Origin of the sequence: Brevundimonas pondensis, from assembly GCF_017487345.1 — a bacterium.
GTDB lineage: Bacteria > Pseudomonadota > Alphaproteobacteria > Caulobacterales > Caulobacteraceae > Brevundimonas > Brevundimonas pondensis.
In genome coordinates, this window is sequence record NZ_CP062006.1 from 2,670,249 (window position 1) to 2,685,160 (window position 14,912).

Below are 14,912 nucleotides of genomic sequence, written 5' to 3' on the forward strand. Positions count from 1 at the left end.
AATCCCTAATTAGCCTTTCCCCTCATGAACAACCTGTTCAAAGCCCTGTCCCATCCGGTGCGGCGACGCATCATCGCCATGCTGCGCAAGGGACCGCTGGCGTCCGGCGACATCGCCGCCGCCTTCGACATGAGCTGGCCGACCATCACCGGCCATCTGAACGCGCTCAAGGAGGCCGGCCTGGTCAGCCCCGAGCGCGACGGCCAGTCGATCCGCTATCGGCTGGAAATCTCGGCGGTCGAGGAGGCCCTGGCCTTTCTGATGGACCTCAGCGGAACAGGCAAAACCGACGAGGAGGAGACGCCGCAATGACCAAGATCCGCTTCACCGTGCTGGATGCCCTGACCGCCCTGACGGTCGTCGCCCTCATCGCGCTCGCCATCGGCGTTCAGGTCGCCGGCCCGACCACGCCCCTCCCCATGCATTTCGACATCCACGGCCAGCCCGACCGCTGGGGCGATCGCAGCGAACTGTCGAGCGTCATCGGCTTCATGGCCTTCATGGCCGCTATCACCGCCGGGCCGATGAGCTGGTACGCCAAGCGCACGCCGGACGCCGCGCGGCGGCGGGGGCTGGAGATCGGGCAACTGGTCTCCCTGCTGGCCATTGTCGGGACCAGCGCCTTCATGATCTGGATGATCCTGGGACACGGCGCTTCCCAAACGGGCGTATCCCTGACCATGACCGCCGCCCTGATGAGCCTGCTGTTCGCGGTCATGGGCGCCTTCATGGGCCGGATCGCGCCCAACCCCATCATCGGCGTCCGCACCCCCTGGAACTACAAGAGTCGCCTGGCCTGGGACCGCTCCAACCGGCTGGCGGGCCGCCTCTTCTTCTGGCTGGGGCTCGTCGGCCTGATCACCGCCCCGGTTTTGCCCCAGCCGCTGGGCTTCAGCCTGCTGATCGCGGGCGTCCTGATCGCCGCCGGCTGGTCGGTGTTTGAAAGCTGGCGCGTCTGGCGCGCCGACCCCGACCGCCAGCCCTTCTGATTTCATCTCACCCGACCAGACGGAGACAAGCATGCTGACCCTCGCCGCCGCCCTGCTGCTCTCGCCGATTTCGACACCCGTCGAACTGGCCTCCAGCCCTGCGCCCCTTCACGGAACCCTGCTGACGCCCGAGAGCGACACCCGCGCCGCCGCCGTCATCCTGCCCGGCTCCGGCCCCACCGACCGCGACGGGAACAGCCCCCAGTTCGGCATCCGCGCCGGGACCTATCGCCTGCTGGCCGAAGGGCTGGCCGAACGCGGCGTCGCCACGATCCGCATCGACAAGCGCGGCATCGGCGAAAGCGCCGCCGCGGGCGGAGCCGAGGCCGACCTGCGCTTCACGGCCAATATCGACGACGCCCGCGCCTGGGCCGCCGAGGCGGCGGCGAAGACGGGCCAGCCCTGCGCCTGGCTGATCGGCCACAGCGAGGGCGCGCTTGTCGCATTGGCAGCGGTCGCTGACGGCGACGACAAGGTCTGCGGTCTGGTCCTGCTGTCCGGCGCCGGGCGTCCTGCGGGCGTCGTGCTGCGCGAACAACTGGCGGCGGGCCTGCCCGAGCCGCTGAAGACGCGCGCCTATGAGGTCCTGACCGAGCTGGAGGCCGGCCGCACGGTCGCCGATCCCCCCGCCGAACTGGCCGCCTTGTTCCGTCCCTCGGTCCAGCCCTACCTGATATCGTGGCTGACGCTGGACCCGGCCCAACTGGCCGCCGCCTACGACGGCCCGATCTTCGTCGGTCAGGGCGCCACCGACATTCAGGTCGGCGTCGCCGACGCCGACGCGATCAAGGCGGCCCAGCCCCGCGCCGACCTCGTCGTCTGGGACGGCGTCAACCATGTGCTGAAGACCGCGCCAGCCGACCGCGCCGCCAATGTCGCCACCTATATGGACCCGGCCCTGCCTCTGGCCCCTGGCGTAGTCGAGGCGGTGGCGGACTTCGTGCTGAAGACGCGCTGAGGGGCCTTACCCGTCCAGTTCCGCCCGCGCCTGTTCTGCCAGATCGAAGAAGCGACGGCGGACCTCGGCGGCGAAGGGATTGTCGTGCTCGATGGCGCGGAACACCGCCGCGCTGTCGTAGCGGACCATGTCCACGCCCTGCATGACCCGCTCGAAGCTGGTCGTGGTCATCCGCGTCGGCAGGGGCTCCATGGCCAGCAGGACCTTGGCGATCAGGTGGGTCAGGCCCTGGACCGTGGCCGCCTCGCGGTCGTGATCCTCGGGCGTGACGACGAAGACCTTCAGGCTCAACGCCTTCTTGCAGAAGGCCGCCACCCGCCAGGCGGCCTTGTCGCCGCGCACCGGACAGACGGCGATCCTCAGCCCCACAATGCCGTCCTTGCCGCTCTGAGGGCCGAACAGGGGATGGGTTCCGACGATGCCGACGCCTTTGGGCAGGCCGTCCAGCATCACCTTCGCCGGCTTCACCTTCACCGACCCGACGTCGAGGATCAGGCCCCCCGGCGTCACGTGCGGCGCGATGGCCGCCACCGTCTCCGCCAGCACGCCGACCGGCACGGCCAGCACCACCACCGGACAGGCCGCGGCCGCCTCCAGCGAGGTCAGCCGCGCCAGGCCCTCGCCATCCGTCGCCGCCGGATCATGGGCGAGGATGTCGAACCATGGCGACAGATGCTTCGCCGTCAGCCGCCCGAAGGCGCCGAAGCCGATCAGGCCGAGCTGCGGTCGGGCGCTGCTCACCCCGCCAGCGTCTCCTGGAACCGAACCGGCTGGCCGTGCGCCTGACCGATCAGTTCGCCGTCCTTCATCACCACTCGGCCGCGCACGATGGTGGCCACCGGCCAGCCTGTGGTCTCGAAGCCGTCGAAGGGGGTCCAGCCGCAGCGTGTCGCCTGCTGGTCGTGGGTGATGGTCTTCTTCGCCTTCAGATCGACGATAGTCAGATCGGCGTCATAGCTGACGGCCATCCGCCCCTTGTTGGCCGTGCCGAACACCCGCTGCGCCCCGCCCGAGGTCAGGTCGATGAAGCGTTCGAGCGACAGGCGGCCATTGGCGACGTGGGTCAGCATCAGCGGCACCAGGGTCTGCACCCCCGGCATCCCCGAGGGCGAGGCCGGATAGGGCTTGGACTTCTCTTCCTTGGTGTGCGGCGCGTGGTCGGAACCCAGCACATCGGCCACCCCCTGCTGCATGCCCCACAGCCACAGGGCGTCGACGTGCTCCTGCGACCGGATCGGCGGGTTCATCTGGGCGTAGGCGCCGAGGCGCTCATAGGCCTCGGGCGCCACCAGGGTCAGGTGCTGGGGCGTGATCTCGACCGTGGCGACGTCCTTGTGGAAGCGCAGGAACTCCATCTCGTCCTTGGTCGTGACGTGCAGGACGTGGATGCGCGCGCCGGTCTCCTTGGCCAGACCGACCAGACGGCGCGTGGACATGATGGCGCTCTCGGCGTCGCGGACCTCGGGGTGGCTGGTCCAGTCGCCGGTGCGGGCCAGGCTGCGGCGCTCGACCAGACGGTATTCGTCCTCGGAGTGGAAGGTGGCGCGGCGGCGCACGTTGGACAGGACCTTCCTCACCCCCTCGTCGTCGGCGATCAGCAGGTCGCCGGTCGAGGCGCCCATGAAGACCTTGACCCCGCAGCAGCCCGGCAAGCGCTCCAGATCAGCCAGATGTTCCGCATTCTCATGCGTGCCGCCGACGTAGAAGGCATGGTCCGTCCACATCCGGTTGTTGGCCCGGACCAGCTTGTCGGCCATGGTCTCGGGGTCGGTGGTGTTGGGCTGGGTGTTCGGCATCTCGAACACGGCGACGACGCCGCCCAGGGCCGCCGCGCGGCTGCCCGTCTCCAGATCTTCCTTCCATTCCAGACCCGGCTCGCGGAAGTGGACCTGGGTGTCGATGACGCCGGGCAGGACCGTCAGGCCGGTGGCGTCGAACACTTCGTCCGCCGAGGCCTGGCTCAGGTCGCCGATGAAGGCGATACGGCCGTCGATGACGCCGACGTCGGCCCGGCCGCGTCCGGCGTGGTTGGCGACTTCGCCGCCCCGCACGATCAGGTCATAGGTCTGGGTCATGGGCGTATCTCCTGAGGTCGAGCGCTTATGCGCGTCCGACGCCCCAGGGGACAACCCCCGAAGGCTCAGTCGGCCAGTTGCGCCAGCAGCTTCTTCGACGCCTTCAGCACCCGCTCATAGGGCAGGTCCATCATGTGCTGGATGTGCTGGTTCAGGCGCGGGTCCAGATCGACGAACTCCTGCAGGCTGCGCGGGCCGCGAACCGCCACCCCGGTCCAGGGACGGCGCAGAGTCTCGTCCGAGGGGCCGAACACCCCCACCGCCGGCACGCCCGCCGCCACCGCCAGCTGGGTCCACAGCGAGTCCCCGCCAATGTAGAAGTCGGCCCGCGACAGGGCCGCGACCGTCTGTAGCCGCGTCAGCCGCCCCTGCAGCTCGATCACCCGCTCGCGCTTGACGGCGAAGCGGATCGAGTGGGCCGCATCTCGGTCGGCCTCTTCGCCGACGATCATCAGCCGCCCCCCGGCCAGAGGACCGTCCTCGCCCAGCAGCGACAGCGCCACCTTGGCGTAACGGTCGGCGGGCCAGCGCTTGCCGATCCAGTCCACGCCCGGACCGATGGCCAGGATCGGACCGTCCCCCTGCGGGATCAGGGCGTCGGCGGCTTCCTGCGTGTCGCGGCCGACGAACAGTTTCGGCGCCGGAATCTCGTCCAGTTGCAGCACCCGCGCCGCCTGCTCGACCAGATGGACGTCAGGCAGGGTCTTGCTCTTCACCGCTCGCTTCTGACGTCGCAGCTTGCCCGACAGGGTCGAGCCGCGCATGTCGACCACCAGCCCCCAGTTGGTCTCGCGTACCTGATTCCATAGGGCGATCCAGTCCCAGCGCCCGTCGCGGTCCAGAACGATCAGCCGCTCCAGCCGCGGCAGATCCGCAAACAGCGGCGCGCTGGCCGGCGAACCGACGACGGTGAAGGTGGCGTGCGGGATGGCCTCGACCAGATGGGCGAGCGCCCCCGACGAGAGGACCGCGTCTTCTGCGTCCGCCTCGGCGATATAGAGGATCGGGAAACGCCCATGCATGGCGCGACCCTAGAGGGATTCTCTACGGAATTCAGCGTAGATGCGACGCGGGACTATCACCGCTCCGTCCTTCGGCTTGAAGCCTCGAAGCTCAGGACAGGCTTCGCCTCGTAGCTGACAGCGGCCCTGCGTGTTCTACTGGCTCTCGCTTGCCATGGAGAATGAACTCGCGATGAGACATGCTGCCGTCATTCTCGCATCCACGCTGGTTGGTTGTTCGTTGTTCGGGACGCCCTCACCTGTGACCGCATGCACTATCCGCGAGCCGGTCGATCGAGAGGCTGCTTGGGCGACTTATAGAAGTGAAGTTGAAACCATCCTTGTCGGGCAGGTGGTTGCGCTCCATCCCTACACGCGCACAGAGCGCCGCAATCTCGATGCCCGTCGGATAGCGGGTCATTCCTATGGTACGCAGGCGGGTTGGGCGGACGTCGCACCCGTCGAGACAATCCTGGGTCCAGCGCATGAGGTGAGAGCGCGATACAGCAACGGATACGGTTGTGGCCGGGACCTGTGGAACCCGAGGTTGGGGGATTTCGTGCTGGTCTTGATTGGTCAGGACGGCTTTGCTGACGTGCGCGCCGAGGATGACCTCGAGGACCCTATCCTTCGAGCCCACATCAAAGGCTACTGGAGCACAGACAATAGCCCGGCTCCCTGATCGCGTGTCCCCTTCCTGAACTGACATCCACGGCGTCCGCTTTCCGGACTGTCCCCGCGCATTCTGCATCGCCTTGCGCTAAACCCCGCCCATGAGCCTTCCCCTCCTCCCCGACCGGACCTGCGGCGGCTGCGTCGAGTGCTGCCGCGTGATCCCGCTGAACCTGCCCGAGCTGGCCAAGCCGACGGGCGAGCTGTGCGGCTATTGCGTCGATGGGGCGGGCTGTTCGGTCCACGAGATCCGCCCCCAGACCTGCCGCGTCTGGTTCTGCCTGTGGCGGGCGGTCGAACTGTCCGACGACTGGCGGCCCAACCGCAGCGGCGTCATCATCCGCCCCGACGGCGTCGATCGCGGCGAGATCACCCTCTATGTCGTGCGCCGCTCGGACTTCCTGGCGGGCCTGGACTTCTTCGCCACGGTCGCCGGCTGGATCGCCGAGGGGGTCGAGGTGGCCCTCAGCGTCCCCGGCCCGGTCGGGACCTACCCGGCCCGCGCCGTCGTCACCGACTGGCTGCGCCCCGCCGTCGAAGAGGGCGATCCCGAAGACTTCGTCGCCCGCGTCATCGCCTCGCTGGATCGTCTGGCTGAACATGAGTTCCAGCCGGATGGGGCTGAGGCCAGATACGCGGTGATCTAGCTCAGCCGTCCTGTCTTGCCTTGGCCGCCACGGAGCGCAGGCCCAGCAACAGGGCGTCGCTGGTCGCGTCGGCCTGACAGCCGCCCGTCAGGATCAGGCGCATGGCCTGGACATGGACGGCGACAGCGGGCCAGCTCCAGGCGCCGCTGGTCTGCATCCGGTCCGCCACGTCGCACAGGCTGTAACCGGCGTCGTAAAGGGGGCCGGTGTCGAAGAATCCCGCCGTGGCCAGTAGCGCCGAAGCGAGCCGGTAGACCTGGAGCTCGCTGCCCGGCGCGGCGGCGGCGGCGACCAGTTCCAGCTCCGTGATCGTGCCGGCGACCGTGGTCATGACGTCATCGCGATGGCGTTCCAGCCGCTCGTTGGCGCGCCGCTCGATGTCGGCGACGGTGCGGCCGCCCGGTTGGGCCATCTGCCGCGCCAGGGTGGTCTTGATCTTCAGGGTGCGGGCTTCGGTCACTTGGCGGTGCTCACAGGGCGACCCTTTGGGGCTTCATCAGCATGTCGATGTCGGACTGATCCATGTTTTCCTCAACGGCGGCGCCGACGTGGGCGGACAGGTCGTCCTTGCGACGTCCCGCCACGCCCAGCGGCGGGCCGAAGTTGCGCACGCGGCGATCGGGTCCGACATAGGTCGCGCACTCGACGAACTCGCGCTCGTCGCCCGCCAGCCACAGGATACGGCGCAGCAGGACGGCGGGGGTCAGGGGCTTGGTGACAACGAAGCTGACGCCGCAGTCGCGGCCTTCCTGCACCTTGGCCTGAGAGGCGTGTCCGGTCAGCAGGATGACGGGGATGAACCGCAGGGGCGCCGGGGTCTCGCGCCGCAGCCAGCGGGCGAAGGCGTAGCTGTCCATCTCGGGATCGGCGCAGTCGATGACGATCAGGTCGACGGCCCGGTTCTGGATGACGCGCACCCCCTCCGTCGCCGAGGCGCACTTGATCTGCTCCTTGACGCCAAAGCCCTGGAAGACGGAACTGAGCATGTCCAGCGCCTGCGGATTGTCGTCGATCAGCAAGACCGTCGACTGCTCCAGATTGACCCGGTCGGCGGCGCTCATCAGTCGAACAGCAGCAGGTCGCCGGATACGGCGGCGGGGGCGGGCTCGGACAGGGGGCGTCCCCGGAAGGACAACTCGCGCAGACGGTCGGCCATCTCGGCCAGAGGCAGGGCGGCCAGGGCCGTGTCCATCGGCTGATCGGCGGCGAGCGCCCCCGCCAGACCCGACAGGGCGTCCACGCGCTGGCTCAGCACGTCAAAGGCCTGCATGCGGGTCAGATAGGTCAGGCGCTGCTCGGGCGGCGCCAGACGCAACAGTTCGGAAACCAGGCCGCCGGCCTCGTCCACGCCCGCGCGGATGTCGGCCAGCTCGGCGGCGACGGCGCTCAGCAGGCCTTTCGTATCGTAGTCGTTCATCAGAACAGCTCCAGCGCGCCGGAATCGACGGACGGCGGGGGCGGCGGGGCCGGACGCGGAGCGACCGCATCCGTGACCCCGCGTTGCAGCGCCCGACCGGTCACCGGCCAGTAATGTACGCGACGCCCCCCGGCGCCCCTCAGGCTGGCGCCGACGACGGGAATGCCCTCGTCGGCCAGAAAACGCTCGGCGAAGTCGGCGTTGGACGCGCCCACGTCCTTCAGGGAATCGAACATGCGGCCGCCGCCGAACAGCTTGGCCTCCAGCCGGTCGCGACGACCGCCCGCTTTCAGCACGTCGTTGATCAGCAGCTCCATGGCATAGGCGCCGTAACGGCGCCCGGCGTCGGTCCCCGCCCCCGCGCCTTCAGGCAGCAGGAAGTGGTTCATGCCGCCGACCCCGGCCACGGGATCGCGCAGGCACATGGCGACGCAGCTGCCGAGCACGGTCGAAAGCACGACATCGGGGTCGGACGTCACGAGGTGCTCGCCCTGGCCGACATGGACGCGCCTTTCGGCCGTCAGCTGATCGCGAGCGGTGTTCACGTCAGGGGGCCGAACACGCCTTCCAGCTTCTCTTTCAGCTGGGCGGTGGTGAAGGGTTTGACCAGATAGTTGTTCACGCCGAACTGCACGGCGCGCTGCACCAGTTCGCGGTCGGCGCGGCCCGTCAGCATGATGAAGGCGGTCTTGGACGTCGGCGGATGGGCGCGAATGGCGCGCAGCAGGCCCAGACCGTCCAGGTTCGGCATGTTGAAGTCCGAGATCACCAGGTGAACCGGCTTGGTGATGATCGACCGCAGCGCCAGCTCGCCGTCAGCGGCTTCGGAGATTTCACGCACGCCGATCTGCTGCAGGCTGTTGCGGATCAGGGAGCGCATGGTCAGCTGGTCATCGACGACCAGAACATTCAGGGCGGAGGCGGCAGGCATAGGCGGTCCTTACGCAACAGGCTTTGCGGCGGCCGCATGGACGGCGCACAGATCGAGGATGGCGGAGGAAAGGCGGGGCAGAGACAGCTGGCGCTCCACGGCGCCCAGCTCAAAGGCGGCGCGCGGCATGCCGTAGACGACGCTGGAGGCCTCGTCCTGGCCCAGGGTGCGGGCGCCGGCCTGACGCATGGCCAGCAGCCCCCTGGCGCCGTCCTTTCCCATGCCGGTCAGGATGACCCCGGTCATGGGACGGCCCAGGCGAGCGACCGCGTTGAACAGGACGTCCACCGAGGGGCGGTGGCCGTTGACCGTGTCGGCGGCGACCAGGCGGCAGCGGCCGTTCGCGACCTCCAGGTGCTTTTCACCGCCAGGGGCGATGTAGACGTGACCGGGCATGAGAGGGGCGCCGTCCACGGCCTCGGTGACCGTGGCGCCGGAGGCCTTGTCCAGACGGGCGGCGAAACTCCGGGTGAAGGTGGCGGGCATGTGCTGCGTCACCACCGTCGCCGGGCAGTTGGCGGGGAAGGCCGAAAGAATGTTCAGCAGGGCCTCGACCCCGCCGGTCGAGGCGCCGATGGCCAGGACATGGTTGGGGTCGGCGCGATAGGCGCCGTCCACCGCGCGCGTCTCACGCGCTTCCAGCGGACGCACCCGCGAGCGGGCGGCGATCTTCACCTTGTCGGCCAGGTCGGCGAAGGCTTCCTGGGCCGGGACGCCCGGCGCGGGCTTGGCCACGGCGTCCACAGCGCCGACTTCCAGCGCCGCCAGGGTCACATCTGTCCCCGCCTGGGTCAGGGTCGAGACCATGACGACCGGCATGGGCCGCAGGCGCATGATCTTCTCGAGGAATTCCAGCCCGTTCATATTGGGCATCTCGACGTCCAGGGTGATGACGTCGGGGTTCAGTTCCTTGATCGCCGTGCGGGCCTCCAGAGGATCGGCGGCCGTGCCGACGACCGAGATCTCGGGATCGCGGCGCAGGACGGCGCTGATCAAGCTGCGCATGGTGGCGCTGTCGTCGACGATCAGGACGCGGACCGGGTGGCTCATGCCCGACCTCCCAGCCTGTAGGCGGTCAGACCGCAGGTCTGAAGCTGGGTGGTCGCCGGGCCGCTGACGCGTTCCGAATGACCGATATAGAGGGTGGCGCCAGGCGCCATCATCGGAGTGAAGCGGCTCCAGACCATCTCCTGGGTCGCGTCGTCGAAATAGATGACCACGTTGCGGCAGAAGATGACGTCGAACTTGCCGCGCATCGGCCAGTCGCCGATCAGGTTCAGCTCGCGGAAGGACACCAGACGGCGCAGGGTCGCGTCGGCGCTGAAGTGACCCGGACGACCCGCGACCGCTTCAAAATGCTTGCGGCCCGACGCCGGCACCGGCGACAGCAGCTCGTCCGAATAGACGCCCGCCGCGCCCTCGGCCACCATGTTGGGGTCGATGTCGGTGGCCAGGATGCGCACGTCCAGATCAGCCGCTTCCGGCAGGACGTCCAGCACGGTCAGGGCCATCGAATAAGGCTCCTGTCCGTTGGAACAGGCCGCCGACCACAGGCGCACGCGCCCACCGGCCCGTGCACGGGCCGCCAGTTCCGGCATGACCTGATCGCGCAGGTGATCGAAGTGGTGCGGCTCGCGGTAGAAGCGGGTGACGTTGGTGGTCAGGGCCGCGGTCATGGCCTGACGCTCGTCGACGCCCTCCACGCCCTCGATCAGGGCGCAGTAGTCGCGGAAGCTGCGCAGACCCAGGACGCGCAGGCGCTTGGCCAGGCGCGAGTAGACCAGAGCGGCCTTGCCCTCGCTCAGGGCGATGCCGGCGTGGGCGTGCAGGGTCTGGGCGATGTGGCGGAAATCCTCGGCGGTGAAGACGAACTCGCCTTCCACCAGGGACGTGCGCCCGGCGACGGTGGTCATGCGGCTTCGGCTTCGCTTTCGGCCGGCAGGACGTGGTTGAGGTCGATCAGGCTGATCATGCGGCCGCCCTCGACGGCGAAGATCCCCTGGACGAAGGTCTTCACATGGTCGCTGGCGACGTCGGGCGTCGGCTGGATGGTGGAGTCCGTCAGTTGCACGATATCGGACACCGCATCGACCAGCAGGCCGACCAGGCGGTTGCCGATATGAGCCACCATGATGACGTGGCGGGCGGTCGGCTCGGCGGTCTTCAGACCGAAACGGGCGCCCAGATCGATGATCGGCAGGACGATGCCGCGCAGGTTGATCACGCCCTTCATATAGGACGGCGAGCGCGGCAGCGGGGTCGCCGGGGTCCAGCCGCGGATTTCGCGGACGTTCATGATGTCGACGCAGAATTCCTGCTCGCCGATGCGGAAGGCGATCAGTTCGCGGTCGGCGCCGGCGACGTTGGAGGTGACTTCGGTCATGATGCTCAGCTCGCCATCTTCAGTTCAGGACGATTGGATTTGCGGCGCCCGGCGATGACCAGGGCGTCGATGTCGAGGATCAGGGCGACGCTGCCGTCGCCCAGAATGGTCGCGGCGGAGACGCCGTCGACGTGGCGGTAGTGGGTTTCCAGGCTCTTGATGACCACCTGGCGCTGGCCGTTGATGGCGTCCACCAGCAGGGCGGCGCGCGAGCCGGCCTCGGTCTCGACGATCATGACCACCCCGCCCGTCAGGGGCGTGGCGTCGTCGCGGAAGCCCATGACCCGGCCCACGTCCACCAGAGGCACGAACTCCTCGCGGAAGCGGATCACGGCGTCATGACCGCCGACGTAATGGATATCCTCGACGCGCGGCGTCAGGCTTTCGACGATGGCCGACAGGGGCGCGACCAGGGTCTGATCGGCGGCGGACACCACCATGCCGTCCAGCACCGCCAGGGTCAGCGGCAGGCTGAGGGTGAAGGTCGAGCCCTTGCCCGGAACCGAGCTGATCGAGATGCGGCCGCCCAGGGCCTGGATCGAACGCTTGACCACGTCCATGCCCACGCCCCGGCCGGAGACGTCGGTGATGGTCTCGGCGGTCGAGAAGCCCGGCAGGAAGATCAGGTTGTCGACCTCGTCGTCGGTCAGGACGGCGTCCTCGGCGATCAGGCCGCGATCCACGGCGATGCCGCGCACGCGGGGGCGGTTGATGCCCTTGCCGTCGTCGGCGATCTCGATGACGATGCGGCCCGAGCGGTGCAGGGCGGCCAGGCGCACGACACCCTCGGCGGGCTTGCCGGCGGCCTCTCTCTCTTCCGTGCTTTCCAGACCGTGGTCGATGGCGTTGCGCAGCATGTGGGTGATGGGCTCGGCCAGGCGCTCGACCACGGTCTTGTCGACCTCGGTGTCCTCGCCCGAGGTGACCAGACGCACGCGCTTGCCCGTCATATCAGCGACTTCGCGAACCAGACGCGGCATGCGCTGGAACACCGACTTCACCGGCTGGGCGCGGATGGCCATGACGCTGTCCTGAATGTCGCGCGTCAACAGCTCCAGGTCCTCCAGACCCAGGGCGATGTCGGACGAGCGGGCCAGGCCGCTCTCCATGACGCGCTGGGCCAGCATGGCCTGCTGGATGACCAGCTCGCCGACCACGTTGATCAGGCGATCCACCCGATCCAGATCGACGCGGATGGTCACCGGGGCGACGGCGGCCGGGGCTGAAGGCGCGGCGGCCAGAGTCGGAGCCGGAGCGGCGGGCGCGACCGGCTTGGGCGCGGCGGCGACGGGCGCAGGGGTCGGAACCGAAGCCGCAGCAACGACTGGCGCGGGAGCTTCGACCGGGGCGACGGATTCGACCGGCGCGGCGGCCTTGGCCAGCAGGGCGGCGATGTCGAACTCAGGCTCGGCGGGGGCCGCGTCCAGAACCGGCAGAGGCGGCAGCGAGGCCTCGACCGCGGGCTGGGCGTCGCCCAGGGCGGTGATGCTCAGGTCGCAGTCCATCTCGACGAAGTCGAAGACGTCGCGAACGGCGGCTTCGGAGGCGTCGCCCGACAGCGCGATCGTCCAGATCAGGTGGGCGTCCTCGGCGTCCAGAGCGTCCAGCATGGGCAGGCCGCTGTCGTCCAGCTCGACCGAGGTCGGACCGAGGCGAGCCAGTTCGCGCAGCAGCAGGCTGACGTCGTTGGCGCTGGCGTAGAGACGCGGATGCGGGCGGAAGACGATGCGCCAGCCGGCGGCCGACGGCGCGGCCAGGCCGGGCAGGTCGAGCGGCGGCAGATCCAGCGAGGGCAGTTCGGCCGGGGCGCCGAAGTCGGCCAGGTCCAGCGTCAGGGGCGTGAAACCGAAGTCGTCTTCGTCAGCGGCGGCGGCGACCGGCGCGGGGGCGACCGAGGCGGCCACGCCGTGGGTCAGAACTTCCAGCTCGGCCACCAGACCGGCGGAACGCGCGGCATCGACCGGCGCGCCGGTCCCTTGAGCGGCGGCGATGTGGTCGGCCAGGACGTCGGAGGCGCGCAGCAGGGTCTTGATCGTGACGTCGTCGCATTCCTTGCGGCCCGAGCGCAGCTCGTCCATCAGGGTCTCGAAGACGTGGGCGAAGCGCACCAGGTCTTCAAGACCGAAGGCCCCTGCCCCGCCCTTGACCGAGTGGACGGCGCGGAAGACGGCGTTGATCGTCTCGATGTCGCCCTCGCCGGTCTCCAGCGCCAGCAGGTTGGCTTCCAGATCGCCCAGCAGTTCGCTGCACTCCTGGAAGAAGGTGACCTTGATGGCCTCGAACGGATCGTCGCTCATCCTGTAGTCCTCAGTCTTCTGGGCTCAGGCCGCGACGCGACGAACGGCGTCGACCAGCTTGGCCGGGTCGAAGGGCTTGACGATCCAGCCGGTGGCGCCGGCGTCGCGGGCGCGCTGCTTCTTGGCGGCGTCGCTCTCGGTCGTCAGGACCAGGACCGGGGTGGCCTTATGGTTGGGGTCCGCGCGCATGCCCTCGATGAAGCCGAAGCCGTCCATGCGGGGCATGTTGATGTCGGTGATGACAATGTCCGGGCTTTCGGCCTGGAGCACCTCCAGACCGTGGACCCCGTCCTCGGCCTGAACCACGCGATAGCCGGCGTCTTTCAACGCCAGCATCAGCATGTCGCGCATGGTGCGTGAGTCATCGACGGTGAGAACGGTCTTGGTCATGCGGGTTCGCCTTGCATAGCGAGATCAGAGGCGGAGGCGCCGAAGGCGCTCCATTGCGAGGCGAAGGCCTCGGAAACATTGATGAAGGTCAAGGACTGACCGTCAGCGCGCCAGGTCGCCAGCGCCGACAGCAGGACCTGAAGGCAGAGGCCGCCCAGACGCTCGACAGCCGAGGCGTCCAGCGCCGTCTCCTGGCCGCGCACGGCCAGGAGCTGCGCCTTGAGGGGGTCGGCCGCGCGCAGGTCAAGCACGGCCGGAAGGGCGATCAGGGTCGACATCAGAACTCTTCCCAACCGTCTTCGATCGGCTGCGCCTTGAGGGCGGCGCCGCCGCGACCGACGGTCTTGAGCGCGGCGATGGTCTGGGCCACCGGTTCCGGCGTGCGGGCCGGAGCGGGAGCCGCGGCCGGCGCCCGGCTTGCGCACGGCGACAGGCGCCGCGGCGTGGCCGGTGCGGAAACGCGACACCGAGGACGCCAGAACGTCGGCCTCCTGGGCCAGCGAGTGGCTGGCGGCGGTCGGCCGACTGCTCGACCATGGCCGCATTCTGCTGGGTCACCTGATCCATCTGGTTCACGGCGGTGTTGACCTGTTGCAGGCCGGTGGCCTGTTCCTGGGCCGAGGCCGAGATTTCCGAGACCAGGCCGTCGATTTCCGCCACGCGGCTGACGATGCGTTGCAGGGCCTCGCCGGTCTGACCGACCAGGGTCACGCCCGCCCCGACCTGCTGGCCCGAGGCGGAGATCAGGGTCTTGATCTCTTTCGCCGCCTCGGCCGAGCGCTGGGCCAGGGCCCGCACTTCGGAGGCCACGACCGCGAAACCACGACCGGCGTCGCCCGCGCGGGCGGCCTCGACCCCGGCGTTCAGGGCCAGAAGATTGGTCTGGAAGGCGATCTCGTCGATGACGCCGATGATGTTGCCGATCTGGGCCGAGGACTGCTCGATGGCGGTCATGGCCTCGACGGCGTCGCGCACCACCTGACCGCTCTTCTCGGCGTCGCCGCGCGGCCTGGACCACGCCAGAGGCCTGACGGGCGCCGTCGGCGGTCCGGTTCACCGTGGCGGTGATCTCGTCCAGGGCGGCGGCGGTTTCCTCCAGGCTGGCGGCCTGCTGCTCGGTGCGGCGCGACAGGTCGTCCGAGGCCTGCGAAA

20 protein-coding genes are annotated in these 14,912 nt (G+C 69.0%); 5 read left to right on the forward strand and 15 right to left on the reverse strand.

The annotated features are described in order from the left end of the window. The first annotated feature begins 24 nt into the window (after nt 1-24). From IFE19_RS13335 to IFE19_RS13345, 3 genes are read left to right on the forward strand one after another with little or no spacing between them, the layout of a single operon-like run. The gene (locus IFE19_RS13335; protein WP_207823073.1) at nt 25-312 is read left to right on the forward strand and encodes a metalloregulator ArsR/SmtB family transcription factor; all 288 of its coding nucleotides are present in this window, start codon (nt 25-27) and stop codon (nt 310-312) included. Next, a complete protein-coding gene (locus IFE19_RS13340; RefSeq protein ID WP_207823074.1) occupies nt 309-989 on the forward strand; it encodes an SdpI family protein in 681 nt (226 codons plus the stop codon). The genes IFE19_RS13335 and IFE19_RS13340 overlap by 4 nt, the downstream gene beginning before the upstream one ends. A 31-nt stretch (nt 990-1,020) precedes the next feature. Beyond that, nucleotides 1,021-1,947, forward strand: coding sequence for an alpha/beta hydrolase (locus tag IFE19_RS13345; RefSeq protein ID WP_207823075.1), 927 nt, complete (start codon nt 1,021-1,023; stop codon nt 1,945-1,947). Nucleotides 1,948-1,953: 6 nt separating this feature from the next. Here IFE19_RS13345 and IFE19_RS13350 read toward each other — a convergent pair whose 3' ends face one another. The 3 genes from IFE19_RS13350 to IFE19_RS13360 all read right to left on the reverse strand — a co-directional run bounded on the left by IFE19_RS13350 (nt 1,954) and on the right by IFE19_RS13360 (nt 5,044). Continuing rightward, entirely contained in the window at nt 1,954-2,688 is a 735-nt protein-coding gene (locus tag IFE19_RS13350; protein ID WP_207823076.1) for a prephenate dehydrogenase/arogenate dehydrogenase family protein, read from the reverse strand. Next, a complete protein-coding gene (locus IFE19_RS13355; protein ID WP_207823077.1) occupies nt 2,685-4,022 on the reverse strand; it encodes a dihydroorotase in 1,338 nt (445 codons plus the stop codon). The genes IFE19_RS13350 and IFE19_RS13355 overlap by 4 nt, the downstream gene beginning before the upstream one ends. 65 nt (nt 4,023-4,087) lie before the next feature. Continuing rightward, on the reverse strand, nt 4,088-5,044 hold the full coding sequence (locus IFE19_RS13360) for a glycosyltransferase family 9 protein (protein WP_207823078.1): 957 nt from the start codon (nt 5,042-5,044) through the stop codon (nt 4,088-4,090). Nucleotides 5,045-5,174: 130 nt separating this feature from the next. On the opposite strand from IFE19_RS13360, the gene IFE19_RS13365 reads away from it, so the two are divergent. Both IFE19_RS13365 and IFE19_RS13370 read left to right on the forward strand, forming a co-directional pair. Then, nucleotides 5,175-5,705 (forward strand): hypothetical protein, encoded by a 531-nt coding sequence (locus IFE19_RS13365; RefSeq protein WP_207823079.1) that lies wholly within the window; start codon nt 5,175-5,177, stop codon nt 5,703-5,705. A 91-nt stretch (nt 5,706-5,796) separates the two neighbouring features. Then, nucleotides 5,797-6,342: a hypothetical protein gene (locus IFE19_RS13370; RefSeq protein WP_207823080.1), complete on the forward strand. Its 546-nt coding sequence runs from the start codon at nt 5,797-5,799 to the stop codon at nt 6,340-6,342. Between the two features lies 1 nt (nt 6,343). On the opposite strand, the gene IFE19_RS13375 is transcribed toward IFE19_RS13370, so the two are convergent. From IFE19_RS13375 to IFE19_RS18015, 12 genes are read right to left on the reverse strand one after another with little or no spacing between them, the layout of a single operon-like run. After that, nucleotides 6,344-6,802 carry a chemotaxis protein CheE gene (locus IFE19_RS13375; protein ID WP_207823081.1) on the reverse strand — a complete coding sequence of 153 codons (459 nt, stop codon included), beginning with the start codon at nt 6,800-6,802 and terminating at the stop codon, nt 6,344-6,346. A gap of 10 nt (nt 6,803-6,812) precedes the next feature. After that, a complete protein-coding gene (locus tag IFE19_RS13380) occupies nt 6,813-7,403 on the reverse strand; it encodes a response regulator (RefSeq protein WP_207823083.1) in 591 nt (196 codons plus the stop codon). Beyond that, nucleotides 7,403-7,759 (reverse strand): hypothetical protein, encoded by a 357-nt coding sequence (locus tag IFE19_RS13385; protein WP_207823086.1) that lies wholly within the window; start codon nt 7,757-7,759, stop codon nt 7,403-7,405. Before IFE19_RS13385 ends, IFE19_RS13380 begins: the two co-directional genes overlap by 1 nt. Then, on the reverse strand, nt 7,759-8,304 hold the full coding sequence (locus IFE19_RS13390) for a chemotaxis protein CheD (protein ID WP_207823088.1): 546 nt from the start codon (nt 8,302-8,304) through the stop codon (nt 7,759-7,761). Before IFE19_RS13390 ends, IFE19_RS13385 begins: the two co-directional genes overlap by 1 nt. Continuing rightward, nucleotides 8,301-8,690, reverse strand: coding sequence for a response regulator (locus tag IFE19_RS13395; RefSeq protein WP_105563813.1), 390 nt, complete (start codon nt 8,688-8,690; stop codon nt 8,301-8,303). Before IFE19_RS13395 ends, IFE19_RS13390 begins: the two co-directional genes overlap by 4 nt. Before the next feature lie 9 nt (nt 8,691-8,699). After that, nucleotides 8,700-9,740 (reverse strand): protein-glutamate methylesterase/protein-glutamine glutaminase, encoded by a 1,041-nt coding sequence (locus tag IFE19_RS13400; RefSeq protein WP_207823090.1) that lies wholly within the window; start codon nt 9,738-9,740, stop codon nt 8,700-8,702. After that, the gene (locus tag IFE19_RS13405) at nt 9,737-10,603 is read right to left on the reverse strand and encodes a CheR family methyltransferase (protein ID WP_207823092.1); all 867 of its coding nucleotides are present in this window, start codon (nt 10,601-10,603) and stop codon (nt 9,737-9,739) included. Before IFE19_RS13405 ends, IFE19_RS13400 begins: the two co-directional genes overlap by 4 nt. Next, on the reverse strand, nt 10,600-11,073 hold the full coding sequence (locus IFE19_RS13410; protein WP_207823095.1) for a chemotaxis protein CheW: 474 nt from the start codon (nt 11,071-11,073) through the stop codon (nt 10,600-10,602). The genes IFE19_RS13405 and IFE19_RS13410 overlap by 4 nt, the downstream gene beginning before the upstream one ends. Before the next feature lie 5 nt (nt 11,074-11,078). Then, the gene (locus IFE19_RS13415) at nt 11,079-13,370 is read right to left on the reverse strand and encodes a chemotaxis protein CheA (protein WP_207823097.1); all 2,292 of its coding nucleotides are present in this window, start codon (nt 13,368-13,370) and stop codon (nt 11,079-11,081) included. Between the two features lie 24 nt (nt 13,371-13,394). Beyond that, on the reverse strand, nt 13,395-13,760 hold the full coding sequence (locus IFE19_RS13420) for a response regulator (protein WP_207823099.1): 366 nt from the start codon (nt 13,758-13,760) through the stop codon (nt 13,395-13,397). Next, nucleotides 13,757-14,038, reverse strand: a complete 282-nt coding sequence (locus IFE19_RS13425) for an STAS domain-containing protein (protein ID WP_207823101.1) — start codon at nt 14,036-14,038, stop codon at nt 13,757-13,759. Before IFE19_RS13425 ends, IFE19_RS13420 begins: the two co-directional genes overlap by 4 nt. Then, nucleotides 14,004-14,738: a methyl-accepting chemotaxis protein gene (locus IFE19_RS18015; RefSeq protein WP_318780448.1), complete on the reverse strand. Its 735-nt coding sequence runs from the start codon at nt 14,736-14,738 to the stop codon at nt 14,004-14,006. Before IFE19_RS18015 ends, IFE19_RS13425 begins: the two co-directional genes overlap by 35 nt. Nucleotides 14,739-14,912: the final 174 nt, after the last annotated feature.